The sequence below is a fragment of the Bacillus sp. MT94 genome, from assembly GCF_058792475.1.
This window is the reverse complement of the sequence record NZ_JBXAEZ010000010.1, coordinates 87736-112101: the sequence shown is the minus strand read 5'-3', so window position 1 is coordinate 112101 and position 24366 is coordinate 87736. Positions and strand designations below refer to the sequence as shown.

The window sequence follows — 24366 nt, the reverse complement described above, 5'->3', positions numbered from 1 at the left end:
TAACATCTATTGACACTAAACATAACATGTTATAAAATGAGAAGCAGTTAAGGCGAAGGAGGAACTGAAAAATGAAAGAAGATAGACGTTCTGCCCCGCTGTTTCCAATTGGTATTGTTATGGATTTAACACAATTGTCTGCACGTCAAATTCGCTACTATGAAGAGCATAATCTTGTTTCTCCAACCCGTACAAAGGGGAATCGTAGATTATTTTCATTTAACGATGTAGATAAGTTGTTAGAGATTAAAGATTTGTTAGATCAAGGCTTGAATATGGCTGGTATTAAGCAAGTGTTACTAATGAAAGAAAATCAAACAGAAGCAGTGAAAGTAAAAGAAGAAACGAAAGAAATTTCAAAAACTGAGCTTCGCAAAATACTTCGAGATGAACTACAACATACAGGTAGATTCAATCGAACTTCATTGCGACAAGGTGACATTTCAAGATTTTTTCACTAAAGATAACTGATTCTGAAGGCGATTAGAGGGACTAAGGAGGAATTTATAATGTCTAGATACACAAAAGAAGATATTTTCCGTTTGGCGAAAGAAGAGAATGTAAAGTATATCCGTTTACAATTTACGGACCTTTTAGGGGTAATTAAAAACGTAGAGATTCCAGTGAGACAATTAACGAAAGCTCTTGATAACAAAATGATGTTTGATGGATCTTCGATTGAAGGTTTCGTACGTATTGAAGAATCTGATATGTATTTATATCCTGATTTAGACACTTGGGTAATTTTCCCTTGGACAGCTGAAAAAGGTAAAGTAGCTCGACTAATCTGTGATATTTACAATGCAGATGGCACTCCATTTGATGGAGACCCACGTAACAACTTAAAACGTGTGTTAAAAGAAATGGAAGCTTTAGGATTTTCAGACTTCAATCTTGGACCAGAGCCAGAATTCTTCCTATTTAAGGTTGATGAAAAAGGAAATCCAACATTAGAATTAAATGATAACGGTGGATACTTCGACCTTGCGCCGATGGATCTAGGGGAAAACTGTCGTCGTGATATCGTTCTTGAACTTGAAGAAATGGGATTTGAAATTGAAGCATCTCACCATGAGGTTGCTCCAGGGCAGCATGAAATTGACTTTAAATATGCAAATGCAATTCGCTCATGTGATGACATTCAAACATTCAAACTTGTTGTAAAAACAATTGCCCGTAAACATGGTTTACACGCAACATTTATGCCGAAACCACTATACGGTGTGAACGGTTCAGGTATGCACTGTAACTTATCATTATTTAAAAATGGTGAGAACGTATTCTTTGATGCAAACGGTGACTTACAACTAAGTGATGATGCTCGTCACTTCATCGCAGGTATTTTAAAACATGCACCAGCATTTACAGCGATAGCAAATCCAACTGTAAACTCATATAAACGTCTAGTACCTGGATATGAAGCGCCTTGTTACGTAGCGTGGTCTGCACAAAACCGTAGCCCGTTAGTACGTATCCCTGCATCTCGTGGTATTAGTACACGCGTAGAAGTACGTAGTGTTGACCCAGCTGCAAACCCATATTTAGTAATGGCTACATTATTAGCTGCAGGTCTTGATGGAATTAAAAACAAATTAACTCCACCAGCTGCAGTAGACCGTAACATCTATGTAATGACAAAAGAAGAGCGCGAAGAAGCAGGTATCGTTGACTTACCAGCAACATTAGCGCAAGCGTTAGTTACATTACAATCTAATGAAGTAGTATGCGGTGCACTAGGAGAACACTTACTTGAGCACTTCATCGAAGCGAAAGAGATTGAGTGGGATATCTTTAGAACACAAGTTCACCAATGGGAACGCGATCAATATATGTCTCTATACTAAGAGGCTTGAACCCTTGATACAACTCGTATCAAGGGTTTTTTAATTCCCTATTATTACAATTTTATATGGTTGCAAAATGAAAAACAGCCACATAAAAGCCAATAATTAATAACAAGTAGTGATATCATAGAAAAACATTATCAGATGATAAATGTAAGTTTTATATAATTTGTGAAATGAAAAAGCCTTGATACTACGGTATCAGGGCTTTTTTAGTGAAGTTATTGGATATGTTAACTACTAGATAATGGATTGTTTTTGGTTATTTTGAATCATGTTACTAAGAAAATCTTTTCAAAAGAATTGATCTTATCTTTTTTAATCACTTGTGCTAAAACTTAATAATTCTTTACTGCCTTGTACAACGCGAGCGATGATTTTTATGTCCTCATCTGCAAGGCTATAAGTTTGTGGCTTGTGAATCAGATTATTACTCAATGATATTAACGTAATGATGCTCAGTTATAACACAGTCTTATTCAGAATTTCGTTAGTTCATTTTCTAAATTTAGGGAATAAATATAACTTAGTACCTTGCAATAAATAATACTAAGTGGTATATTATGGATAAAACAGGTACCGTGTATTGAACAGTACTAAGATAGGAAAGGAGGATAACACTTGAACGTTCAGTTTAAAAAAGGTGTGCTTGAACTTTGTGTATTAGCACTTGTAAAACGTAAAGATAGTTACGGTTATGAACTTGTTCAGCAAATTTCTAGTAAATTTTTAATATCGGAAGGGTCAGTATATCCTTTGTTACGTCGTTTGACGAAAGAAGGGTATTTTCAAACGTATTTAAAGGAATCTACAGAAGGGCCACCTCGTAAATATTATCAATTAACAGAGCAAGGGGAGACGCAATTTCATTTGTTAGTAACAGAATGGCGTGATTTTGCGAAAGGGGTACAAGAAATTATTGAAGGGGTGGAATGGGATGAGTAAAGAAGGGTTTCTTAAAGAATTATCAAGTTATCTTAGAAAGTTACCAGAGGAAGAGAGGCAAGATATTTTATTGGATTATGAAGAGCACTTTCAGTTTGGACTAGAAGAGGGGAAAACTGAATCAGAAATAATTCAGGGCCTTGGTTCTCCGAAAGTAATCGCAAAAGAGTTACTTGCGATGTATCGCTTCGATGAAATGAAAAAAAATCCATCGACTTCAAATGTGACAAGAGCTGTTATGGCAGCGATTGGACTTAGTTTGTTTAATTTTATTATTGTGTTAGGCCCGTTAGTCGCAATTGTTGCTTTTATATTTTCTTTTTGGATTGGTGGTATTGCTAGTGTAGTAACACCATTTTTCGTTATTGGAAAAGTATTTATGGGTACTTTTATATGGTTGGATCTTTTCGTTAGTATAACGTTTGTTGGAGTAGGTTTATTGTTGTGTATTATCGCTTTTTATAGTACAAAGTGGTTTAAGAGATTGTGTGTACGATATGTAATATGGAACTTCAAAATGATAAAAGGAGAGTAAATGATGAAAAAACTATTTTTAATCGCTATCGCTTGTATCATTATTGGAGTAATAGGAATTTCCCAAACATATGAAAAAGCAGTACAAACTGCTGAAAAAGGCGATAAAGAAGATGTAATTAAAAACGAAACATTAAAAAATATAGAAGTTAAGTTAGATGCCGGAGATATTGTTATCCAAAAATCTCCTGATTCTTCTTTTTATGTAAAGCAATCAGGAGATGTACGTAAACAAGAGATTCGTATTGCAGAAGATGGTGACACATTAAAAATTATTGGGGAAAGAGAAAAAGGTGCTTCATTTGATTTTTCTTTTTATGATTTTAGGTTTCAAACGTCTAAATTGACTCTCCTTGTGCCCGAACGCTCTTATCAAGATGTAAAAGTAAATTCATCTGCTGGACAAATCGAAATGAGTGATGTGAAAAGTGATAGCGTAAGTGTTAGAACACTTGCTGGAGAAGTAGAGTTGAAACAAGTAACGGCTAAGAATGTGGAGGGATCGACAAAAGCTGGTGAGGTGAACTTTAAGAAGGTATTAGGGAAAGTGACCGCAAAAACAACAAGTGGGGAAATAAATATTCAAGATCATGATTCCAAGTATAATCTAGAAGCAAGTTCAACTGCGGGAGATATAGATATTACTTTATCGGAAAAACCACAAGATGCGGTAATTACTGGGCAAAGTGCTGCTGGAGATGTAACAATTTTTAATGAAGAAAATAATAACGTAACAATTGGCAATGGTAGTAAAAAGATTAGCGGTAAAACGGCTGCGGGAGATGTGACGATTGAAACTCGTTAATAAGAAATAGAATGTATGGAAATCTATCAAAATACAAAAAAGAAGATAATTACCGTATATAAATAAGGTAATTATCTTCTTTTTATTATTTTTAATGTAAATCACGATATACGCCAATTACTTTCCCGATAACGGAAACTTGTTTTAAAATGATAGGTTCTAATGAAGAGTTTTCTGGTTGTAGACGGAAATGGTCTTTTTCTTTATAGAAACGTTTAACAGTTGCTTCGTTATCTTCTGTTAAAGCGACTACAATTTCACCATTATATGCAGACTGTTGTTGGCGAACAACAACTAAATCTCCATCGAAAATACCAGCTTCAATCATACTATCTCCAGAAATACGTAACATGAACACTTGGTCTGCTCCAGCAACAATACTAGCTGGAAGTGGGAAATGTTCCTCTACGCTTTCGACCGCTGTAATTGGTAAACCGGCAGTAACTTTTCCGACAATTGGAACTTGAATAACAGATTGTGTTTCCGTATCCATTCGGTCTTCACCTAAAATTTCAATGGCACGTGGTTTTGTTGGATCGCGTCGAATGTATCCTTTTTCTTCTAATCGTGATAAATGTCCGTGCACTGTAGAACTAGAAGCGAGGCCGACTGCTTGACCAATTTCACGTACGGAAGGTGGATATCCTTTTTCTTGTACTTTTAGCTTAATAAAGTCGAGAATGTCTTGCTGGCGTTTCGTTAACTTTTCCATGTTTTCTAACACCTCGTTTTCTTTCATTTTTCTTATTAATAAGTATAACATGTGAAAAAACATTCTACAAACATAAGTTCGAACAAATGGCGGATTTATGTTACACTATAGGGAAATAATAGGGAGAAAGAGGGGTTCAAAATGAATGCAATTATTTATGCACGTGTGAGTACAACGAAAGAAGCGCAAGAAACATCATTATTACGTCAAAAAGATGAATTATTGCATTTAGCTGAGCGCTATCAAATGAATGTTACTAAGGTGATTGAAGAGCAGGCTAGTGGATATACAATTGAACGTGACGGTATATTAGAGGTGCTGGATACAATTCGAGACGAACAAATTGATGTGTTACTTATACAAGATGAAACGCGCCTTGGTAGAGGAAATGCGAAGATCGCATTAATGCATTGTTTACATAAAGAAGGCATAAAAGTATATACGCATACACATAATGGTGAATTACAATTGTCGGATTCTGATTCGATGGTATTAGATATTATTGGTATTGTTGAAGAATATCAAAGAAAGATTCATAATTTGAAAATTAAACGAGGTATGCAACGTGCAGTAGAAAAAGGTTATCGTCCAGAAAATAATTTAAAAAATCGTCATTTAAGTGTAGGAAGAGAGAAAAAAGAAGTGCCAATTGAGGAAATTGTACGTTTGCGAAAAAGTGAACTCACGTTTGAAGAAATTGCAGCAACATTACGTGGATTTGGTCATAATGTTTCAAAGGCGACTGTACATCGTAGATATGTAGAGTATACGAAGCAATTGCTTGATAAAGAAGAGTAACTATTGTATGATAATAATCAGTTTTGATTAGAAGGGGGATTCGAGATGATTAATCACGAACTCGTTGAACGCATTAACTTCTTAGCGAAAAAAGCAAAAGCTGAAGGTTTAACTGAAGAAGAGCAACGTGAGCGTCAATCGCTACGTGAACAATATTTAAAAGGATTTCGTCAAAATATGTTAAACGAACTTAAAGGAATTAAAGTTGTTAACGAAGAAGGTACAGATGTTACACCGACGAAATTAAAAGCTTTAAAAAAGCAAGATAATGCAAAATTAAATTAAAAGATGGGCGAAGCCCATCTTTTTTTATTTGTAAAAATCGTTATTTAATAACTTTCCAGTTGTTATTAACTGTTGCTTCTATCGTTTTATGTTCCAATATATAATTAGCGATAAGTTCAGACATATCTGTGGGTATATCTTTTACTACCGGTTTGTTTTGAAACATAAAGAAATTTCCCCCGCCACTTGCACGATAATTATTCATTACAACTTCATATTCTTCATTCGTATTAAGAGGAGCACTGTTATGCTGTAAAGATTCTACTCTTTCACCAATTGGTTTTGAAATGTTTAATACATATGAAATCCCTTCCCACATATCATAATTATAATGTTGTGGTTTTGGTTCTATGTAGGTAGGACTTACGATGATGGATCCATCTGTTTTTAATGTGAAATAAGAAGCAGAGAGTTCAAGAGCGGCTTTTATATCAGCTCCAGTTATTCTAATTACTTTTAATGTGTTTGGATAAATATAATTAGAAACGATGTCACGCATTGTTACATGTTCCGGGAAACCTGGAGATGTATTATGGAACAAACTTGTACAAGAAATTGATACCTTAGCTATATCCATCTGTATTTTATTTATGAATTCGATAAAAGGATGATCGTGCAAACGAGTTTGCATAGCATCTGAAATTTGCATGTCCCCCTGAATGATTCCAATAGGTTGATCAAGCCACTTTTGTGTTTTCTCTTCGTAATCGGCTACCAATGAAAGTACATCTTGGTCCGCTTCAATTCCTTGTACAGATAATAATTCAGAAGAGCTCTCTTTTTTTACCCATTTACGTTTCGTTTTTTCGAATGTTACTTTTACTTTGCCGACTGAGTGTCCATTGCATCCGGTCTGTAAAATTGTTACACCGTTAGCCATTGTGTGAGAAATTTCTCGGTGTTGATGACCTGTTAGTAAAAGATCTATGCCTTCAATTTCATGGCACATTGCATATCCTTGGTTTTCACCTGTTAACACTTCAGTAGGTTCCCCGGTTTGTAAATCTTTTTCAAATCCACCGTGATAGGCTACGACTAATAAATCGGGTTTCTCATGTTCGCGAATATAAGAAACCCATTTTTTTGTAGTCTTTAATGCATCTTCAAATAGTAAATCTTTAATGTGATGGGCCTGTTCCCAATTTGGGATGTAATGTGTTGTTACCCCTAAAATAGCGATTTTTATATTGGATTCAATCTGTTTGATTAAATAAGGTTTTCCGAAATAAGGTTTGTTTATGTTTTTATCTAATATGTTTGCTGATAGGTACGGGAAGTTCGCAGTAGTCACAGCATTATTTAATATATTCATCCCGTAATTAAATTCATGATTGCCGATAATTGCAGCGTCATATTGTAAGTAATTCGCTAATAAGGACATTGGATTTTTTTTGTTTTTTTCGTATGTAACGTAATGATAAGTAAATGGTGTTCCTTGAATAAAGTCGCCATTATCAATTAAAAGAACGTTTGTATTTTGGGAACGTTCTTTTTTTATAAGAGTAGAAATTTTAGCTAAACCAAGTTCTGCTGGGGAGTTATCTTGGTAGTGAATAGGATAAACAGTGCCATGTATATCGCTTGTTAATAAGATGTTTAAAGTTACAGTTTGATTTTGTTCCAATATGACTCACCTTTTCTATTGTTATCTTCCAATTAATCATATCAAATATGTGAAGTGAATTTTGATGTGAATGTATAGAATGTGTAAAGATTCTGTAAATAACCAATTGTGTATCAAAATATGTGATATATTTCTTCATGTTTACGGAAGGTTATTTTATAACAAGAAAAATGGAGGCATTAATATGTTGAAAAAAGTTTTTGCAATGAGTACAACAGTTGTACTAGCGGCCGGATTATTAAGTGGCTGCGGGACGAAAGAGTCCAGTGCAAGTAAAAATGAAGATACGAAAAAAGGTTATGTACCAAAGACCTTAAATGTTCAATTTGTTCCTTCTCAAAATGCGGATACGTTAGAGGCAAAGGCAAAACCATTGGAAAAGCTATTAAGCGATAAATTAAATATTCCGGTAAAAGTTAGTATTTCAACTAACTACAATACAATTGTAGAAGCGATGGCATCTAAACAAGTAGATGTAGGATTTTTACCGCCAACAGCGTACGTATTAGCACATGAAAAGAAGGCTGCAAATGTAATTTTACAAGCACAACGTTTTGGAGTAGAGGATGAAACAGGAGCTCCTACAAAAGATTTAGTAGATTATTATAAATCTGAGTTTGTTGTTAAAAAAGACTCTAATATAAATAGTGTAAAAGATTTAAAAGGTAAAAAAATTGGTTATCAAGATGTAACATCATCAGCAGGATATGTATGGCCTGCAGCTGTTCTATTAAAAGAGGGAATTGATCCGCTAAAGGATGTGAAACCTGTTACATTAAAAGGGCATGATCAGTCACTTATTGCTCTTTTAAATGGTGATGTAGATGCAGCTGTTGTATTCCAAGATGCTCGTAATATTGTAAAAAAGGATTATCCGAATATATTTGATCAAACGAAAATAGTGAAATTTACTGAGAAAATTCCGAACGATACAATTTCTGTACGCTCGGATTTAGATGCAGAGTGGAGCAAGAAATTACAAGATGCTTTCATTGAAATTGGAAAAAATGAGGAAGGCCGTAAAATCATTAAAGAAGTATATTCTCATGAAGGATATATTAAATCTGATGATAGTAAATTTGATATTGTTCGTGAATATGGAAAGACAGTGAAGACGCAATAATACATAGTGAAATGGCGGCTAGCTGGAAGGTGTGAGATTTCAGTTAGTTTGCCGTTTTTTAGTTATTGATAATACATTGAAAGTAGGTAAGATGTGTGATAGAGTTTCGAAATGTTTCCAAAATGTATCCGAATGGCACAAGGGGATTGAATAATATAAATTTAAAGATTCAAAAAGGTGAGTTTATTGTAATGGTCGGATTATCCGGAGCTGGAAAATCTACACTTCTCAGATCCGTAAATCGTCTTCATGAGATTACCGAAGGAGAAATCATTATTGAAGGTGAGTCTATTACTTCTGCGAAAGGAAAAGGATTAAGGCGTATGCGCCGGGATATCGGTATGATCTTCCAAAGTTTTAACCTTGTAAAGCGATCAACAGTATTAAAAAATGTATTAGCTGGTCGTGTTGGATATCATTCCACATTACGTACAACGTTAGGTTTGTTTCCGAAAGAAGATGTGGAGCTCGCATTTCAAGCATTAAAAAGAGTGAATATTTTAGAAAAAGCATATGCGCGTGCTGATGAATTATCAGGAGGACAACAGCAACGTGTATCGATAGCTAGAGCATTGGCGCAAGAAGCAAAAATCATATTGGCAGATGAGCCTGTTGCATCGTTAGATCCACTTACGACAAAGCAAGTGCTAGATGATTTGAAAAAAATTAATGAAGATTTTGGAATCACGACAATTGTAAATTTACATTCTATTGATTTGGCTAGACAATATGCGACACGCATTATCGGATTACATGCAGGAGAAATTGTTTTTGACGGTTTAGTAGAAGAAGCAACGGATGAAAAATTTGCTGAAATTTATGGGGACGTTGCTCAGAAAAGCGAATTATTAGAGGTGGCAGTAAAATGAATGACGTGACGATATATTCAAATGAAATACCGAAGCCGCCGAGTAAATTGAAACATATGTTAACGTTTATTTTAGTTATTTTAATGCTGTGGAGTAGTAGTGTACAAGTAGATGCATCATTTTCAAAATTGGTAGACGGTTTTCCAAATATCGTAGATCTATTGAAAGAAATGGTGCCACCTGATTGGAGTTATTTTCAAGTTATTACAACAGCGATGTTAGATACAATACGTATGGCGATTATCGGGACGACCTTAGGAGCGATTTTAGCTATTCCACTTGCATTGTTTGCAGCAAGTAATGTGTTTACTAACACATTTTTATACAGTCTAGCTCGAATGATTTTAAATTTTATACGAACAATACCAGATTTATTATTGGCGGCTATTTTCGTAGCGATTTTTGGAATTGGGCCACTTCCAGGTATTTTGGCTCTTACTTTTTTTTCAATTGGACTTGTAGCGAAATTGTTGTATGAATCAATTGAATCAATTGACCCTGGCCCACTAGAAGCGATGACAGCTGTAGGGGCTACTAAGGTACAATGGATTGTTTATGGAGTCATTCCACAAGTAAAAGCACACTTTGTTTCCTATGTACTATATACATTTGAGGTGAATGTACGTGCAGCGGCTGTTCTAGGTTTAGTAGGAGCAGGTGGTATTGGACTATATTATGATCGTACACTTGGATTTTTACAATATCAACAAACTGCTTCTATAATTATCTATACCCTTATTGTTGTTTTGTTAATTGACTACATTAGTACATTGTTGCGGGAGAAACTATAATGAATAGAACGACGATGATTGTGCCAAAACCGAAGAAACCGAGTATATATCGCTGGATTATTTTAATAGCACTTACAGTTGTATATGTATGGGCCTTTTCAGGAGTACCATTAGAAGGGATAAAGGACACAGCAGGTGAAATCACGAAAGCAATTATGACAGGGATATTAAATCCAGACTGGTCGTATGTATCTTTGCCAGATGGTGAAGATTTATTGCATGGATTAATTGATACGTTGGCAATTGCGATATTAGGTACATTTATTTCTGCATTTTTATCTGTTCCGTTTGCCTTCTGGGCGGCAACGAATATGAGTAGTGGAAAATTAACTTCAGGATCTGGGAAATTTGTACTTAGTTTTGTTCGTACGTTTCCTGAATTAGTTATGGCTCTTTTATTTATAAAAGCTGTTGGTCCAGGCTCTTTTGCAGGAGTATTAGCTTTAGGATTACATTCTATTGGAATGTTAGGGAAACTATATTCAGAAGGAATTGAAAACATAGATAAAGGACCGACGGAAGCGTTGCTAGCAACAGGAGCAAACCGTTTTCAAATACTTTGGTATGCAGTGTTACCACAAGTGTTACCAGATTTTCTATCGTATACGTTATACAGATTTGAAATTAATGTACGATCCGCTGCGATTTTAGGGGTTATTGGAGCGGGAGGGATTGGTACACCTTTAATTTTTGCGCTGAGTTCACGGAATTGGTCTCGTGTTGGTATTATTTTATTAGGTATTATTTTAATGGTAATTATAATTGATTTGATTTCAAGTTCGATTCGGAAACGGATTGTTTAACTTATTTGAAAAGCATCGAAGTTAGATGCTTTTTTATGTTTTTAAAAACGTATTTAAAAAAGTAAGAATAGAAGGAAATTGTATAAATATACAGATAATTCTCTTTCTTTTTAAAATAAAAATAATGAAAAAAGTATGTCATATTGAATGCCCATACATTCCCGGAAACATTGATTTTTTTATAAAAAATCAAAAAAATATCAACATATTTGTCGATACATGTTGTATAATCTTGCGTGGGAAGCTATCATATAAATGTATAAAACGTTTACTAATATAAGCGAAGGGAAGAATAGCATGTCACATTCAATCGAACAACTTTCTATCAACACGATTCGCACATTATCCATCGATGCGATTGAAAAAGCAAACTCTGGTCACCCAGGAATGCCAATGGGTGCAGCACCAATGGCTTATACATTATGGACTCAATTTATGAAACACAATCCAAATAACCCAACGTGGTTTAACCGTGATCGTTTCGTATTATCTGCAGGTCATGGTTCAATGTTATTATACAGCCTACTTCACCTATCTGGTTATGATGTAACAATGGATGACTTAAAGAACTTCCGTCAATGGGGAAGCAAAACTCCAGGACATCCTGAGTACGGTCATACAGCTGGTGTAGATGCAACGACTGGTCCACTTGGACAAGGTATTGCAACTGCTGTAGGTATGGCAATGGCTGAAAGACATTTAGCTGCTAAATATAACCGTGATGCGTATAATGTAGTAGATCATTATACATACGCTATTTGTGGTGATGGAGATTTAATGGAAGGCGTTTCTGCTGAAGCATCTTCATTAGCTGCTCATTTACAATTAGGTCGCCTTGTTGTGCTTTATGATTCAAACGATATTTCATTAGATGGCGATTTAAATCGTTCATTCTCTGAAAGTGTAGAAGATCGTTACAAAGCATACGGATGGCAAGTAATCCGTGTTGAGGATGGAAACGATATTGAAGCAATCGCGAAAGCAATTGAAGAAGCGAAAGCTGACGAAAAACGCCCAACGCTAATTGAAGTAAGAACGACAATTGGTTTCGGTTCTCCAAACAAATCAGGAAAATCAGCTTCACATGGTTCTCCACTTGGTGTAGAAGAAACAAAATTAACGAAAGAAGCATATGCTTGGACTGCTGAGCAAGATTTCCACGTAGCAGAAGAGGTATACGACAACTTCCGTAAAACAGTACAAGATGTTGGTGAAACTACGCAAGCTGAGTGGAACACTATGCTAGGTGAATATGCACAAGCATACCCAGAATTAGCAAACGAATTCCAAGCAGCAATGAACGGTCAACTTCCAGAAGGTTGGGAGCAAAACTTACCAACTTATGAATTAGGATCAAAAGCAGCAACTCGTAATTCTTCTGGTGCTGTAATTAATGCAATTGCAGAGTCTGTACCATCATTCTTCGGTGGATCTGCTGACCTTGCTGGTTCTAACAAAACATACATGAATAACGAAAAAGACTTTACAAGAGATGATTACAGCGGTAAAAACATTTGGTACGGTGTACGTGAGTTCGCAATGGGTGCAGCAATGAACGGTATTGCATTACATGGCGGTTTAAAAACTTACGGTGGTACGTTCTTCGTATTCTCTGATTACTTACGTCCAGCAATTCGCCTTGCAGCATTAATGCAATTGCCAGTAACGTATGTATTCACACATGACAGTATCGCTGTTGGTGAAGATGGTCCAACACATGAACCAGTCGAGCAATTAGCAGCGCTTCGTGCAATGCCGAACGTTTCTGTTATCCGTCCAGCTGATGGTAACGAATCTGTTGCAGCTTGGAGACTGGCTTTAGAATCTACAAACAAACCAACTGCTTTAGTATTAACTCGTCAAGACCTTCCAACATTAGAAGGTGCAAAAGATGATACGTATGAAAAAGTAGCAAAAGGTGCATATGTAGTTTCTGCAAGCAAGAAAGAAACGGCTGATGTTATCTTACTTGCAACTGGATCTGAAGTAAGCCTAGCTGTTGAAGCTCAAAAAGCATTAGCAGCAGACGGTGTTGACGCAGCTGTTGTCAGCATGCCATCTATGGATCGTTTTGAAGCTCAAACTGCAGAGTACAAAGAATCTGTATTACCAAAAGCAGTAACAAAACGTTTCGCAATCGAAATGGGTGCTACATTCGGATGGCACCGTTACGTAGGTCTTGAAGGAGATGTGTTAGGTATCGATACATTCGGTGCTTCTGCTCCTGGTGAGAAGATTATGGAAGAGTATGGATTTACTGTAGAGAACGTTGTTCGTAAAGTAAAAGAAATGCTTTAATGATTTCAGAAAAATCTCTCCGGCATGGAGAGATTTTTCTATGTAAATGAGTTTTTTCGACAGAAAAAGTTTTTTATCTCTCCGCAGTCAGACAATCATTGCAAATTTTCTTATATATAATGAAGAGAAAAGGTTGTCCAGATTGGGAGGGGAAAAATGAAAACGTATGAATTGTATTTAATTCAAGAGGATATTGCGAAATCTTATTTTGGTCGTGAATATTTGTTTTTTGATTTATTTGCTCGATTTTCAGAATCTGGGTCCCTTTCGGAGAAAAAAGTGTTATATAAACAAATGATGTATATAACAAAACCATTGCAAGTAATGAAAATTCATCATAAATTAGAACAAGCTTTGCGCGTTCTTGGTAAATATGATAGAACACATCATACACATACACTTTATACGGGAGCGGAGTACGGTGAAATAATGGTGAAACCGCACTATATTCGTATGAATACCTCTGGAAATGTCTCTATGGAAACGACTTTCTTTGAGGTGTTAAGAAAGTGTGAATTAACATTTTTAGCTATGGATTATGAAAATACAAAGTACGGATGGCTGAATCCTCTAAAACAAGTACGAACATATGTGTAAAAATGTCGAATTGTATCTTGTCTTATTGAAAAGGTTTTAGTACACTGTAAGGTAGACAACATGAAGGAGGAAAATATATGCCAATTTGGTTAGGTATTCTAGTGGGCGTAGTAGCACTAGTAGCAGGCGTGGCGTTAGGATTTTTCATTGCCCGCAAATACATGATGAATTACTTACAAAAAAATCCACCAATTAATGAACAAATGTTAAAAATGATGATGATGCAAATGGGACAAAAACCTTCCCAAAAGAAAATCAATCAAATGATGAGCGCAATGAACAAGCAACAAATGAAATAAGCGCTAAAAGACACTCGCTAAGAGTGTCTTTCTTTTTGTTAGTTACAGTTTTTAAAACTTTTAAAAATTCTGTATTTTTGATAAACTGAAAACATCGCTCATTTTAAGGGAGGAGGAAAAAAATGAAAGTGTTTATGAATTTAGCGTGGTTTTTTAAACAAGAAAAACGAGCATACATAACCGGAATTATTTTATTATTTGGCGTTGCACTTTTAGAACTTGTAGCACCAAAAGTAATTGGAATCGTTGTAGATGAAATTAATGATGGAACATTGACGACCAATAAGTTACTAAATTGGGTTGTACTATTAGTAATTGTAGGTATTACGATGTACATATTACGTTACATATGGCGTATTATGATTTTCGGGTCTTCGTTAAAATTAGCTCGCCAATTACGAAAAAATTTATATGAACATTTTACAAAGATGAGTCCATCTTTCTATCAGTCAAATCGAACAGGTGATTTAATGGCACATGCGACCAATGATATTCAAGCGATCCAGCAAACTGCTGGAGCGGGTGTTTTAACGCTTGTTGATTCATTGGCTGTTGGGGGATGTGTACTCGTAGCGATGGGTTTTACAATAAGTTGGAAGTTAACATTGTTAAGTTTAATTCCGATGCCGATTGTAGCCATTTCGACAAATTATTATGGAACATTATTACATAAAAGGTTTCATAAAGCACAGCAATCGTTTTCGGAAATTAATGATAAAGTGCAAGAGAGTATGAGTGGAATGAAAGTGATTCGATCGCTTGGACAAGAGAAAGAAGATTTGCAGGCGTTTCGAAAAAAATCAGAAGATGTTGTGCATAAAAATGTGTTAGTTGCACGTATTGATTCGTTATTTGATCCGACAATCGCTCTTATCGTTGGATTTTCTTTTTTAATTGCAGTATGTTACGGATCGGTATTAGTTGTAAGAGGTGAATTAACAGTAGGTGATCTCGTTACATTTACGACATATTTAGGTACCCTCGTTTGGCCAATGTTAGCGTTTGGATGGTTGTTCAATATTATGGAGCGTGGGCGTGCTTCATATGACCGTGTAGAAAAAATTCTTTCACAAAAATCAGATGTAGTAAATAGAGAAAATGCTGTACATACGATAGCGAGCGGTAATGTTTCGTTTGCCGTTGATTCATTTTCGTATAAGAAAAATGAACTGTTACATTTAAACGATATTCACTTTGATTTGAAGAAGGGCGAAACGCTAGGAGTTGTAGGACGTACAGGTGCAGGGAAAACGACTTTATTAAAATGTTTAATCCGTGAGTATGATCATTTTAATGGTGAATTAAAAGTTGGGGAGCGAGATATTCGAGATTTAACACTTCATGGTGTCCGTTCTGCTATTTCATATGTGCCACAAGATCATTTTTTATTTTCAGCAAGTATTGGTGAGAATATCGCCTTTGGAAAGGCGGATGCTACATATAATGAAATTACCCAAGCTGCAGATATTGCTTGTATTCATAATGATATCCTCCAATTTTCAGAAGGATATGAAACAGTAGTAGGGGAAAGAGGCGTTTCGTTATCTGGTGGTCAAAAACAGCGAATCTCTATTGCTCGTGCTTTATTAACAAATGCTGAAATTTTAATTTTGGATGATTGTTTATCAGCGGTAGATGCAAAAACAGAAGAGACAATTTTAAGTGCTTTAAAGAGGGAAAGAGCAGGGAAAACGACGATTATTACTGCACACCGATTAAGTGCAATTCAGCATGCCAATCTGATTCTTGTTGTTGATGAAGGTAGAATTGTACAAAGAGGTACACATGAGGAATTAATGAAGGAAAACGGCTGGTATAAAGAAATGTATGAAAGTCAGCAATTAGAAGCTTTAGTTGAGAAAGGAGGCGTATGATGGTAGAGAAGAAGCGAAGTGATTTAAGTAGATTGCTTTCTTATATGAAGCCATATAAAGGGTTGCTATCTTTAGCGTTTATCTTTTTAGTTGGTGCGACAGTAACGGAAATGATGGGGCCTTTTTTAATTAAACAATTCCTCGATGAACACCTAGTACCGCGGGATTTTGAACGATCAGCACTCGTTACTTTATTTGTAATTTACATAGTTGCTCATTTATTAAAAGTATTATTTACGTATTTAAATCTATTGTACTTTCAGAACATTGCTTTTAAGATTGTTCAAGATATGCGAGTTGAAGTATATGAACATGTTCAAAAGCTGTCATTAAGTTTCTTTGATCGTACGCCAATTGGTACGCTCGTATCTCGTATAACGAATGATACGGAAGCGATTAAAGATTTTTATGTCAGTGTATTATCAACATTTGTGAAAAATGTAGTCTTTTTAGTAGGTATTTTAATAGCGATGTTTTTATTAGATGTAAAATTAGCGTTATTTTCTCTCGTATTAATTCCGATAATGTTCGCGATTATGGTATTATATCGCCGGAAAAGTGCAGCTTTTTATTTAGAAGTACGTAATCAACTAAGCGTGTTAAATGCAAAATTGAACGAGTCCATACAAGGAATGAATATTGTTCAAGTGTTCAGACAAGAAAAACGTATGAGAAAAGAGTTTGAAGAAGTGAATAATAAACATTATAGTGCAGGGCGACGTACATTGAAGTTAGACGCATTACTTTTACGACCAGCTACGGATTTAGTACATATTGTAGCTATTGCTTTAGTACTAGGTTTATTTGGGATTGATGCTTTAAAGAGCCCTGTTGAAGTAGGAGTTTTATATGCTTTTGTTAACTATATACATCGTTTCTTCCAACCTGTAAATGAGATGATGATGAAATTGTCCTTTTTCCAACAGGCACTTGTTTCGTCATCACGTGTATTTCATTTAATGGACGAGAAAGATTTAGCACCGGTTCAAAAAGGCAATGAGAATCCTCAAGTTGTGGATGGAGATATTGAATTTAAAAATGTTACTTTTTCGTATGATGGAAAGCGTGACGTTTTAAAAAATGTATCATTTCACGTGAAACAAGGGCAAACGGTTGCTTTTGTTGGGCATACTGGTAGCGGAAAAAGTACGATTATGAATTTGTTAATGCGATTTTATAATCTTAAGTCAGGAAATATTGTAATAGACGGTGTAGATTTAGAAAAATTTGAAGAACGAGAAATTAGAAAGAAAATAGGACTCGTATTGCAAGATGCATTTTTATTTGCTGGAAATGTAAAGCAAAATATTCGTATGTATAATGAAGAAATTACGGATGAAGAAGTAAAAGAAGCTGCTCGATTTGTGCAAGCGAATACGTTTATTGAAAAGTTACCAGAGCAGTATGAAACAGAAGTAGTAGAAAGAGGTGCAGCATTTTCAAGCGGTCAACGACAATTAATTGCTTTTGCTAGAACGATAGCAACGAATCCGAAAGTATTAGTATTAGATGAAGCAACAGCTAATATCGATACAGAAACAGAAGAGGCTATTCAAACAGCGTTGCAACAAATGCGAAAAGGTAGAACGACGATAGCCATTGCGCATAGGTTATCTACAATTCAAGATGCAGATCAAATTTTTGTGATGCATGATGGAGAGATAGTAGAAAGAGGAACACATCAAGAATTACTAAGTGAGCAAGGTTTGTATTATAATATGTACTTGTTACAAAATAAAGGGAGTTTGCAAAAGGCCTTGTAAATACAAGGTCTTTTTTATTTTGTATACAAAATATATTTACTCTTTGTTTCTATAGCATAAATGTCGTGTCCTCTTATGAAATTTGTACATATTGTATGTATACGAAGTAAAAAAATTGATAGGAGATTTTATATGCAAAACAGATCGAGTTCAAATGTTACGTTTATTGATGTGTCTCATTGGGAAGGGAATATTGATTGGAATGCAGTGAAGGCATCTGGAATTCCAGCAGCGTATGCAAAAGCGACAGAAGGTGTAAATTACATTGATCCTACTTTTACTAAAAATGTACAAGCAGCCCGAAGTGCGAATGTATTAATTGGTGCATACCATTTTGCACGTCCAGAACAAAATGATGCAATTTCAGAGGCGAAATATTTTGTGAGTATATTACAAAGTAACCAGACAGACTTAATGCCAGTTCTGGATTTAGAATCACCAAAAGATCCGAGTAATAGTAATTTAACTGGTAGCGCTATATCGAATTGGGCAAGAAGCTTCATAAATTATGTGAAACAGGCTACTGGAAAAGATGTAATGTTATATACAGGAGTTTGGTATATTAATGAGTTCGGAATTAGCGGATTAAGTGATATTCCACTTTGGATTGCTAAATACTCGAGTACACCGCCTGCTGATGCTGGTGGATGGACAGCGTGGACAGCGTGGCAGTACACAGATTCTGGACAAATTTCAGGCGTAGGAAATTGTGATGTATCAGCTGCAGTTTCATTAGAAGCTTTAAAAGGGAATGGAGCAAGTGGTGGAGGAAATGTTTCTCCGCCTAATAATGCAACTCCAGTGTACGGGGTTGCTATAATTAATGGAGATAATGTGAATTTGAGAAGTGGACCATCTTTGCAGTCTAGTGTAATTCGCCAATTGAATCGTGGCGAAACATATGAAGTTTGGGGAGAACAAGATGGATGGCTTTGTTTAGGGACAAATCAGTGGGTATATAATGATCCGAGTTATATTCAGTATAAACATTATGTGGCGACTATTACTGGTGATAATGTAAATTTACGTGACGCTCCATCATTAAAAGGAAATGTTATAAGACAGTTACATCATGGTGAATCGTATCGAGTATGGAGTAAGCAAGATGGATGGCTTTGCTTAGGGACAAATCAATGGATATACTACGATCCAAGTTATATTCAGTATGGTGTACAATAGAGTGAAAATAAAAGGTGCCCCGTCAGAGGTGCCTTTTATTAAAAATATACAACTTTTACAAAGTCTATATCGAAACCATAGTATACTATAGTAGATATATTTTAAAAAAATAATAGAAAATGAAATAAAGGGGTAAAAATATGAATTATGTGCTAATAGGTGCGGTTTTAATATTATTAGCTGTAGTATTTGTGCTGTTTTATAAAAATAAACAGTTAGAATCAGAGAGTCAGCAAGTAGAATTTGAAAAGAAACAAGCAATTGAAACGTATGAAAACGAAATTGCAGCTACGGTGATAGAGCATAAAGAACAACAAAATAATTTAAAAAATATGGAACAGAAAAAATACAATGATTTACAAGTAAGTGCAAATAGAGAAATTGAAAATATGCGTATGATGAAAAATCAATTAGCTATGCAACATAGTAAAGAACGTAGTGAAATACAAAATAAACATAATAACGAAATACATATGTTTCAAAAATTAATTGCAAATTTACGAGAATATACTAAAAACGGCGCTGAAATGAATACGTACGAAACATTACATTATATGAAGCGAGGATTCATAGAGCAAGGCATCATATTAGATGCTGAAATTGAAATCATGCCGAATGTTTTTATTAAAAATAATAGTGAAATAAACGATAATCGAATCCATCATCTCATCTTGTGCAAAACTGGTATTTATCTACTTGAGACGAAAGAATGGGAAGAGAAATTAATTCATGGTTTAACGAAAGAAAATGCTGGTATATATTCATTTATGATTGATGAAATGGGTAAGTATCAACAAGAAGTTGAAAAAGAAGAGACATTTGAATATATAGTAGGTAAAGATTCGTCAACTATACAAGTGAAAAATGAAGGAAATCCAGTATATAAGGCGAAGAAACTATCTCAAATTTTATACAATTGTTTGAAAGAAATGCAGGCTAATAGTATAAAAGAAAAGGTAAAACCAGTTGTATATTTTTATAATGAAAATGGAAAAGAAATAATAGATCTTTCTAGTGAGGAAACACCTAGATTAAAAGATCGGGAGCAAATTGTAACGTTCTTCAGAAATGAAATCTTAGCAGGGAAAGTAGTATATACAGTGCAAGAATTAGAACAGATTCGAGAAATGATTAGCCGGATGAATTATATAGTGAGTTAAAAGGGGAGATCTTTCTGAACGCTATGCTACGTGGCATTTTGTATGTATATTTTTGTTTGTATATAGTAATGTACATTGTATTTATATTCGTCATTGATATGGTCCATATACCCTTAAGTGTAAGGAGCATTTTTGTAGTATTCATACCATTTGTTTTATTAGTCATGATTCAAAGGGCTATTTTATATGTTTCTAAAAATCGTAATGAAGAAAAGAAGCAAATGTTGGGGGTTTTAATAGTAGCACTCATACCATTAATAGTGTGCACTGTACAACTAAGTGTAAATGAATATACATCAAAGTTTAATCAAAATAGATGGTTAAATCATGCAGATAAGCGGGTACATATGGTAGATGATCTATTACAAAAATATAAATTAATAGGGAAATCAAATGAAGAAATTATCCAATTGTTAGGAGCTCCAACGGAAACGAGAAGTGGGGAAGAAGGAGTTACCACTTTGTATTATCTTGGGACTGAACGTGGCTTTATTCCAATAGATAGCGAACAGCTTGTTTTCCAATTTGATAGAGATGGAAAAGTCATGGAATATACGGTGCATAAAGATTAAAGAAACGTAGAGGGAAGCTATATGTTATAGCTTCTTTTTTATTTTTCAATATGTCACGGAAGGGGGAGAAGGTTTTTGAGTGGAATAAGGAATGAAAGCGGAGGTGATGCATATATATAGATGCATTGGGTGATTATTAGTCCGATTGGTGAGGGGTAATAATTAATAAGTACGAACAAAAACCCCACTCATTAAAGTTTCACTTTATCATATTGTATAAATGAAAAGGAGGTAAGACGGTGAAAGCAATCCCGACTGATGTCCTGAGTAAAGAATTGATGGAAAGAGAAGGAGTTATCTCTATTACAGTAAAGGAATTTGAAAAGATAGAAGTAGCTGGAGTGGTGGTCGCTGGTCCAGCAGTTATTTTGATTAATCAAGATTAAGTACATATCATTGAAATAAAAAGCATCCATCTAGGATGCTTTTTATTTGTATGTAAGCATAAATATGATGGATAATTGTGTTACTGGAGGGGAAAGTCTGTGGCAATAATTATAACAATGTTAGTAATGGGTATTTTATTAGGATTTGTTGGAGCTGGAGGAGCTGGGTTTATTATCGCGATACTCACTTTAGTATTCCAAATTCCTATTCATGTTGCTCTTGCAACATCTTTAACTGCAATGGCATTTACGACATTATCAGGTGTTGTAAGTCATTACCGTGAAGGCAATGTTGCACTTATTATAGGCGGGATTGTTGGGGGATTTGGCGCAATTGGCTCTTATATTGGTTCTAAATTTGGTTCACTTATACCAGCACATCTTCTTCATTGGTTTACAGCTGGGATGTTATTTTTATCGGCAATTTTTATGTTTATTAAATTAATTATGTTCCAAAACAAAGAGAAGTCGTCTTTATATAAACATAAAGAGTTTTCCGTGAACTACTTGTTGAAATGTGTATGCCTTGGATTAGTTACTGGAATGATGGCTGGTTCATTTGGGATTGGTTCTGCACCGTTTATTCAACTTGGATTAATGGTTCTATTGGGACTTACGATTCAGCAATCTGTAGGGACAACAATGCTTGTTATATTACCGATTGCAATTGGAGGCGGGATAGGATATAGTTCGGAAGGATATTTAGATTATATATTGTTATTGCAAGTATTGATTGGGACCATGTTAGGGGCATACATTGGCGCGAAGTTTACAAATTATGCACCGCGAACGCTTTTGAGGTTTTCGATGATTATGACACCGGTTTTAGCTGGGTGTATGCTATTGATGGAATAAAGTGAAATTATAATCAGTAGGGGGTTACTGCTTACAAATAGCGGGATAAAATTAATATAGCAAACTATTAATATATTTTACGAATGAATTATATAGGTAATTCATATTTCCCATATAAAAGGATTTGTTTTAATATTATGAGTGTAAAGTTCGAGTATTCGAAGTACTACTTGAATTATATCCCTATCCCTTTTCTAAAAATGCGAACAAGTTTTGCCCTATTCTATTCAATAGTTAATTGCATAGAAATATATTGTTCGATGACCATTATGGAACGTACATAATGGGAAAATCCCGATCCTTAAAGAGGATGCCCCTAATCTTCATGTGAAAATATGATCGGATATGAAAGCTGCCCAATTTATGGTCAGCTTTCTTTTTGTTCGAAAATTATTTCTTCTTTAATTTCTGTTTGCAATAATACAGTTTTTCCGAAGCGACGTTTGCATTCCGCGCGCACTTTTTCAAGGGCTAGTAGCTGAGTAGTGGCGGGAACTGTGACAATAGCTTGGCGAGGTTTTCGATTTTCTTCACAAAAGACACATTCCACAACATAATTAGAAATCATATTTTCATCCTTCCATTTTTAATTTCTAAGAAGGGATTGTCTATGAAGTTGATGTAACTTTTCGTCATTGTTTTATTATTTTCCTCTTTTTTTCAAGGGGAAAATAATAAAGAAGGCGAATTTTAGTAGGGGAGGGATGTTTATGGAGAGATGGATAGGTAGTGCAGCGGTATGTGTAAATGAAAAAAATGAAGTTTTAATGGTACTGCAGGGAAAAGAGGGAGAAGAAAAAAGGTGGTCTGTCCCAAGTGGAGGACTTGAAAAGGGAGAGACACTAGAAGAATGTTGTATCAGGGAAGTTTGGGAAGAAACAGGTTACAATGTGGAAGTTGTAAATAAAATATATGAAAAAGAGGGTATTACATACGGTGTTCCAGTGTATGTCCATTATTATTTTGTTAAACAAATAGGCGGTAATATGAAAATCCAAGATCCTGATGAGTTAATACATGAAATTGCTTGGAAAGGGATACATGAAGTTGAACAATTGTGTTTAGCTTTTCCAGAGGATTATGAATTGCTGTACCAATATATAAATAAAGAAGCAAGTATGTAAATACTTGCTTCTTTAATGTATCCAAGACAAGAAAAGCGGAACGATAACTAAACTAGCGCCTGCTGTTAAAAGCATGGATAAACTTGCAATTGTTCCTTCCACAGGACCGATTTCGAATGCTTTTGATGTACCGGTTCCATTTGCGCTCGTTCCTAACATAATACCTTTTGCGATTGCTGTTTTAATACGGCAAATACGTATGAGAGAAGGACCGAGCAATGCTCCTGTTAAGGCAGTTAAAACGACAAATACAGCAGTTAATTGTGACATACCACCAATCATTTCTGAAATAGCCATTGCGATTGGTGTTGTTACGATATGTGGCGCTAAACTATGTTCTAGTGATGAATCAATTTGAAAATAATTTGCTAGTAGTGCTGAAGTAATGACTGATAAAAACGAACCGACAATGACATTAAGTAAGATAGCCATTCCATGTTTCTTTAATAAATCAAAGTATTTATAGATTGGCCATGCAAAAGCAACTGTTGCGGGTTTTAATAATTCAGTTAACCAGTGACCACCAGATTCATATGTTTCATAAGGTGTATCTAATCCGAGCAATAAAGAAATTAAAATAATGGGACAGACGAGAAGAGGAGAAAGTAGACTCCAATTCCATCGTTGATACATTTTTTTTGATAGCCAATATGTGAATAGTGTTAATAGTAAACAAAGAAATCCGATCATTGCGTTGATCCTTTCCGCTTTAGTAGCAATTCTGTTAAAAGTCCTGTAACTAAGGTAACGCAAAGAGTGCTAATCATAATAATTAAAATGAGATCGATTCCATATTGTGTTAGTGTATCTCTGTAACGTATGACAGCGACTGCAGAAGGGATGAAAAATAAAATAAGTTCTTTTAATAAAAAATCTGCTCCGTCCTGTATCCATTCTTTTTTAACTAGGTTAAATTTTAATGAAATTAATAATAAAAAAATACCGATTATACTTCCTGGAACTGGGAGGTGTGCCTGTTTTGCAATCCATTCACCTGTCCAAGCGAAACAAAATAGTAATAAAATTTGTCCGCTTAACTTCCACCATTTCATACAGTAACCACCTCTTTCTTTTTTTACATAAAAATTGTAAAAAAGAATTAACAATTTCTACTATACGTTCATTC

Annotated in this window: 27 protein-coding genes; 22 read left to right on the top strand and 5 right to left on the bottom strand. The window is 35.0% G+C overall.

Annotated features, from left to right (window positions below; all coding sequences use genetic code 11):
• The first annotated feature begins 71 nt into the window (after positions 1 to 71).
• From glnR to AC1Q51_RS26020, 5 genes are all read left to right on the top strand, one after another.
• Complete coding sequence (gene glnR, locus AC1Q51_RS26040) at positions 72 to 461, top strand: transcriptional repressor GlnR (protein WP_000656783.1); 390 nt, start codon at positions 72 to 74, stop codon at positions 459 to 461.
• A gap of 48 nt (positions 462 to 509) precedes the next feature.
• Positions 510 to 1844, top strand: a complete 1335-nt coding sequence (glnA, locus tag AC1Q51_RS26035) for a type I glutamate--ammonia ligase (protein WP_000092763.1) — start codon at positions 510 to 512, stop codon at positions 1842 to 1844.
• Between the two features lie 621 nt (positions 1845 to 2465).
• On the top strand, positions 2466 to 2789 hold the full coding sequence (locus AC1Q51_RS26030; protein WP_098284272.1) for a PadR family transcriptional regulator: 324 nt from the start codon (positions 2466 to 2468) through the stop codon (positions 2787 to 2789).
• A complete protein-coding gene (locus AC1Q51_RS26025) occupies positions 2782 to 3324 on the top strand; it encodes a DUF1700 domain-containing protein (protein ID WP_000031386.1) in 543 nt (180 codons plus the stop codon). The genes AC1Q51_RS26030 and AC1Q51_RS26025 overlap by 8 nt, the downstream gene beginning before the upstream one ends.
• Entirely contained in the window at positions 3325 to 4128 is an 804-nt protein-coding gene (locus AC1Q51_RS26020; RefSeq protein WP_001986547.1) for a DUF4097 family beta strand repeat-containing protein, read from the top strand.
• Between the two features lie 91 nt (positions 4129 to 4219).
• Here AC1Q51_RS26020 and lexA read toward each other — a convergent pair whose 3' ends face one another.
• Entirely contained in the window at positions 4220 to 4840 is a 621-nt protein-coding gene (gene lexA / locus AC1Q51_RS26015; RefSeq protein ID WP_000413738.1) for a transcriptional repressor LexA, read from the bottom strand.
• A gap of 141 nt (positions 4841 to 4981) precedes the next feature.
• On the opposite strand from lexA, the gene AC1Q51_RS26010 reads away from it, so the two are divergent.
• Together AC1Q51_RS26010 and AC1Q51_RS26005 are read left to right on the top strand one after the other, a co-directional pair.
• The gene (locus tag AC1Q51_RS26010) at positions 4982 to 5638 is read left to right on the top strand and encodes a YneB family resolvase-like protein (RefSeq protein WP_000991471.1); all 657 of its coding nucleotides are present in this window, start codon (positions 4982 to 4984) and stop codon (positions 5636 to 5638) included.
• 45 nt (positions 5639 to 5683) lie between these two features.
• On the top strand, positions 5684 to 5923 hold the full coding sequence (locus AC1Q51_RS26005; protein WP_000607015.1) for a DUF896 domain-containing protein: 240 nt from the start codon (positions 5684 to 5686) through the stop codon (positions 5921 to 5923).
• Between the two features lie 40 nt (positions 5924 to 5963).
• Here the strand turns inward: AC1Q51_RS26005 and AC1Q51_RS26000 are convergent, their stop codons facing one another.
• Positions 5964 to 7547, bottom strand: coding sequence for a bifunctional metallophosphatase/5'-nucleotidase (locus AC1Q51_RS26000; RefSeq protein WP_090977337.1), 1584 nt, complete (start codon positions 7545 to 7547; stop codon positions 5964 to 5966).
• Between the two features lie 184 nt (positions 7548 to 7731).
• On the opposite strand from AC1Q51_RS26000, the gene AC1Q51_RS25995 reads away from it, so the two are divergent.
• The 14 genes from AC1Q51_RS25995 (at position 7732) to AC1Q51_RS25930 (ending at position 22116) form a co-directional block, all read left to right on the top strand.
• Positions 7732 to 8670 (top strand): phosphate/phosphite/phosphonate ABC transporter substrate-binding protein, encoded by a 939-nt coding sequence (locus AC1Q51_RS25995; protein WP_000915063.1) that lies wholly within the window; start codon positions 7732 to 7734, stop codon positions 8668 to 8670.
• A gap of 95 nt (positions 8671 to 8765) precedes the next feature.
• The gene (gene phnC, locus AC1Q51_RS25990) at positions 8766 to 9539 is read left to right on the top strand and encodes a phosphonate ABC transporter ATP-binding protein (RefSeq protein ID WP_000569234.1); all 774 of its coding nucleotides are present in this window, start codon (positions 8766 to 8768) and stop codon (positions 9537 to 9539) included.
• Positions 9536 to 10330, top strand: coding sequence for a phosphonate ABC transporter, permease protein PhnE (gene phnE / locus AC1Q51_RS25985; RefSeq protein WP_001000773.1), 795 nt, complete (start codon positions 9536 to 9538; stop codon positions 10328 to 10330). The genes phnC and phnE (AC1Q51_RS25985) overlap by 4 nt, the downstream gene beginning before the upstream one ends.
• The gene (gene phnE / locus AC1Q51_RS25980) at positions 10330 to 11133 is read left to right on the top strand and encodes a phosphonate ABC transporter, permease protein PhnE (protein WP_001082388.1); all 804 of its coding nucleotides are present in this window, start codon (positions 10330 to 10332) and stop codon (positions 11131 to 11133) included. The genes phnE (AC1Q51_RS25985) and phnE (AC1Q51_RS25980) overlap by 1 nt, the downstream gene beginning before the upstream one ends.
• A 297-nt stretch (positions 11134 to 11430) precedes the next feature.
• On the top strand, positions 11431 to 13431 hold the full coding sequence (gene tkt / locus AC1Q51_RS25975) for a transketolase (RefSeq protein ID WP_016512442.1): 2001 nt from the start codon (positions 11431 to 11433) through the stop codon (positions 13429 to 13431).
• A 156-nt stretch (positions 13432 to 13587) separates the two neighbouring features.
• Complete coding sequence (gene sirA / locus AC1Q51_RS25970; RefSeq protein ID WP_000860652.1) at positions 13588 to 14028, top strand: sporulation inhibitor of replication protein SirA; 441 nt, start codon at positions 13588 to 13590, stop codon at positions 14026 to 14028.
• 77 nt (positions 14029 to 14105) lie between these two features.
• A complete protein-coding gene (locus AC1Q51_RS25965) occupies positions 14106 to 14327 on the top strand; it encodes a YneF family protein (protein ID WP_001123317.1) in 222 nt (73 codons plus the stop codon).
• 122 nt (positions 14328 to 14449) lie between these two features.
• Positions 14450 to 16201, top strand: coding sequence for an ABC transporter ATP-binding protein (locus AC1Q51_RS25960; protein WP_023522787.1), 1752 nt, complete (start codon positions 14450 to 14452; stop codon positions 16199 to 16201).
• Positions 16201 to 17964 carry an ABC transporter ATP-binding protein gene (locus tag AC1Q51_RS25955; protein WP_000229518.1) on the top strand — a complete coding sequence of 588 codons (1764 nt, stop codon included), beginning with the start codon at positions 16201 to 16203 and terminating at the stop codon, positions 17962 to 17964. The genes AC1Q51_RS25960 and AC1Q51_RS25955 overlap by 1 nt, the downstream gene beginning before the upstream one ends.
• A 132-nt stretch (positions 17965 to 18096) precedes the next feature.
• Positions 18097 to 19143 (top strand): GH25 family lysozyme, encoded by a 1047-nt coding sequence (locus tag AC1Q51_RS25950; RefSeq protein WP_090977339.1) that lies wholly within the window; start codon positions 18097 to 18099, stop codon positions 19141 to 19143.
• A gap of 140 nt (positions 19144 to 19283) precedes the next feature.
• Positions 19284 to 20303: an NERD domain-containing protein gene (locus tag AC1Q51_RS25945; RefSeq protein WP_053563805.1), complete on the top strand. Its 1020-nt coding sequence runs from the start codon at positions 19284 to 19286 to the stop codon at positions 20301 to 20303.
• A gap of 23 nt (positions 20304 to 20326) precedes the next feature.
• Complete coding sequence (locus tag AC1Q51_RS25940) at positions 20327 to 20875, top strand: hypothetical protein (protein WP_065484986.1); 549 nt, start codon at positions 20327 to 20329, stop codon at positions 20873 to 20875.
• Positions 20876 to 21114: 239 nt separating this feature from the next.
• On the top strand, positions 21115 to 21261 hold the full coding sequence (locus tag AC1Q51_RS25935) for a BC1881 family protein (RefSeq protein ID WP_000644411.1): 147 nt from the start codon (positions 21115 to 21117) through the stop codon (positions 21259 to 21261).
• 99 nt (positions 21262 to 21360) lie between these two features.
• A complete protein-coding gene (locus tag AC1Q51_RS25930) occupies positions 21361 to 22116 on the top strand; it encodes a sulfite exporter TauE/SafE family protein (protein ID WP_000974667.1) in 756 nt (251 codons plus the stop codon).
• A gap of 367 nt (positions 22117 to 22483) precedes the next feature.
• Here the strand turns inward: AC1Q51_RS25930 and AC1Q51_RS25925 are convergent, their stop codons facing one another.
• On the bottom strand, positions 22484 to 22684 hold the full coding sequence (locus AC1Q51_RS25925) for a DUF3903 domain-containing protein (RefSeq protein ID WP_000625226.1): 201 nt from the start codon (positions 22682 to 22684) through the stop codon (positions 22484 to 22486).
• Positions 22685 to 22826: 142 nt separating this feature from the next.
• Between AC1Q51_RS25925 and AC1Q51_RS25920 the strand changes: the two genes are divergently transcribed.
• The gene (locus AC1Q51_RS25920) at positions 22827 to 23240 is read left to right on the top strand and encodes an NUDIX hydrolase (RefSeq protein WP_053563807.1); all 414 of its coding nucleotides are present in this window, start codon (positions 22827 to 22829) and stop codon (positions 23238 to 23240) included.
• 12 nt (positions 23241 to 23252) lie between these two features.
• Here AC1Q51_RS25920 and AC1Q51_RS25915 read toward each other — a convergent pair whose 3' ends face one another.
• Positions 23253 to 23930 (bottom strand): LrgB family protein, encoded by a 678-nt coding sequence (locus AC1Q51_RS25915; protein ID WP_053563808.1) that lies wholly within the window; start codon positions 23928 to 23930, stop codon positions 23253 to 23255.
• The gene (locus AC1Q51_RS25910; protein ID WP_000872365.1) at positions 23927 to 24292 is read right to left on the bottom strand and encodes a CidA/LrgA family holin-like protein; all 366 of its coding nucleotides are present in this window, start codon (positions 24290 to 24292) and stop codon (positions 23927 to 23929) included. The genes AC1Q51_RS25915 and AC1Q51_RS25910 overlap by 4 nt, the downstream gene beginning before the upstream one ends.
• Positions 24293 to 24366 lie beyond the last annotated feature (74 nt).

Excerpts from the sequence above, each read along its gene's own strand:
- tkt (WP_016512442.1), top strand. The coding sequence starts at position 11,431 with ATGTCACATTCAATCGAACAACTTTCTATCAACACGATTCGCACATTA.
- AC1Q51_RS25940 (WP_065484986.1), top strand. The coding sequence starts at position 20,327 with ATGCTACGTGGCATTTTGTATGTATATTTTTGTTTGTATATAGTAATG.
- sirA (WP_000860652.1), top strand. The coding sequence starts at position 13,588 with ATGAAAACGTATGAATTGTATTTAATTCAAGAGGATATTGCGAAATCT.
- AC1Q51_RS25910 (WP_000872365.1), bottom strand. The coding sequence starts at position 24,292 with ATGAAATGGTGGAAGTTAAGCGGACAAATTTTATTACTATTTTGTTTC.
- AC1Q51_RS25955 (WP_000229518.1), top strand. The coding sequence starts at position 16,201 with ATGGTAGAGAAGAAGCGAAGTGATTTAAGTAGATTGCTTTCTTATATG.
- AC1Q51_RS26025 (WP_000031386.1), top strand. The coding sequence starts at position 2,782 with ATGAGTAAAGAAGGGTTTCTTAAAGAATTATCAAGTTATCTTAGAAAG.
- AC1Q51_RS25945 (WP_053563805.1), top strand. The coding sequence starts at position 19,284 with ATGAATTATGTGCTAATAGGTGCGGTTTTAATATTATTAGCTGTAGTA.
- AC1Q51_RS26020 (WP_001986547.1), top strand. The coding sequence starts at position 3,325 with ATGATGAAAAAACTATTTTTAATCGCTATCGCTTGTATCATTATTGGA.
- AC1Q51_RS26010 (WP_000991471.1), top strand. The coding sequence starts at position 4,982 with ATGAATGCAATTATTTATGCACGTGTGAGTACAACGAAAGAAGCGCAA.
- AC1Q51_RS25965 (WP_001123317.1), top strand. The coding sequence starts at position 14,106 with ATGCCAATTTGGTTAGGTATTCTAGTGGGCGTAGTAGCACTAGTAGCA.
- glnR (WP_000656783.1), top strand. The coding sequence starts at position 72 with ATGAAAGAAGATAGACGTTCTGCCCCGCTGTTTCCAATTGGTATTGTT.
- phnE (WP_001000773.1), top strand. The coding sequence starts at position 9,536 with ATGAATGACGTGACGATATATTCAAATGAAATACCGAAGCCGCCGAGT.
- AC1Q51_RS25920 (WP_053563807.1), top strand. The coding sequence starts at position 22,827 with ATGGAGAGATGGATAGGTAGTGCAGCGGTATGTGTAAATGAAAAAAAT.
- AC1Q51_RS25915 (WP_053563808.1), bottom strand. The coding sequence starts at position 23,930 with ATGATCGGATTTCTTTGTTTACTATTAACACTATTCACATATTGGCTA.
- lexA (WP_000413738.1), bottom strand. The coding sequence starts at position 4,840 with ATGGAAAAGTTAACGAAACGCCAGCAAGACATTCTCGACTTTATTAAG.
- AC1Q51_RS25960 (WP_023522787.1), top strand. The coding sequence starts at position 14,450 with ATGAAAGTGTTTATGAATTTAGCGTGGTTTTTTAAACAAGAAAAACGA.
- AC1Q51_RS26005 (WP_000607015.1), top strand. The coding sequence starts at position 5,684 with ATGATTAATCACGAACTCGTTGAACGCATTAACTTCTTAGCGAAAAAA.
- AC1Q51_RS25950 (WP_090977339.1), top strand. The coding sequence starts at position 18,097 with ATGCAAAACAGATCGAGTTCAAATGTTACGTTTATTGATGTGTCTCAT.
- AC1Q51_RS25995 (WP_000915063.1), top strand. The coding sequence starts at position 7,732 with ATGTTGAAAAAAGTTTTTGCAATGAGTACAACAGTTGTACTAGCGGCC.
- AC1Q51_RS25925 (WP_000625226.1), bottom strand. The coding sequence starts at position 22,684 with ATGATTTCTAATTATGTTGTGGAATGTGTCTTTTGTGAAGAAAATCGA.
- glnA (WP_000092763.1), top strand. The coding sequence starts at position 510 with ATGTCTAGATACACAAAAGAAGATATTTTCCGTTTGGCGAAAGAAGAG.
- phnE (WP_001082388.1), top strand. The coding sequence starts at position 10,330 with ATGAATAGAACGACGATGATTGTGCCAAAACCGAAGAAACCGAGTATA.